This is a genomic window from Alcanivorax sp. HI0044, assembly GCF_001634945.1.
The window spans coordinates 1-680 of the sequence record NZ_LWEZ01000800.1; the positions used below are offsets into that span (position 1 = coordinate 1).

The window sequence follows — 680 nt, forward strand, 5'->3', positions numbered from 1 at the left end:
AAGCCGCCATTGGGCTTCATGTCACGCAAATCGGCGCCGGGCCACATGGCACGGAACAGGTCCGTGCCGGTATCTACGCCGACCATAAGCCATTCAAAAGCGCCGGCCAGTGGTACGGTCACCTTGGTGCGGGGCAGAGCGTACTGCGTGCTGTTGACCGGCAGCCCCTCATCCAGGGCGATACCGCGGTCTTCAGTGACATTGATGCAATACTGTGGCACGCGGCTCTCGCCGGACTGCAGCTTTTCATCCCACCAGTTCAGGATGGTATCCACTGCCGTTTCACTGTAATCACCGCAGTGCACCATGTCGTCGGTCTGATAGAAGGGCAACCAGCCACGCCATTGCTGCATGGGCCAGGGCATAACGTGGCCTGCCTGCATGCCGATGATACGGGCATCGCGCCCTTGTTCCTGCCAGCACTCATAGTTGCGCTCTGCCTGCTGGAACGGAAACATGGTGTCGGTGAACCCCTGAATAAACAGGGCATCGGCGTGTGGCGATTTGCCCTGGTCACAAAAAGCGGCGGGGCTGCGCTGGTACATCAGGTCCTTCAGATCCTGGTTGACGGTGCCATCGAAGGCGCTGCGCCACGGGTCCGAAAACATCACGCCCACATCGAAGCCACTGTTAATGCCTCCAACGCCCAGCAAAACAGCGCCCCAGGCGCTGCGAAACTC

Annotated in this window: 1 pseudogene; it reads right to left on the minus strand. The window is 60.0% G+C overall.

Annotated elements, in window-relative coordinates:
- A pseudogene (locus A3730_RS31390) lies at positions 1–680 on the minus strand (X-Pro dipeptidyl-peptidase); the annotation flags it as partial.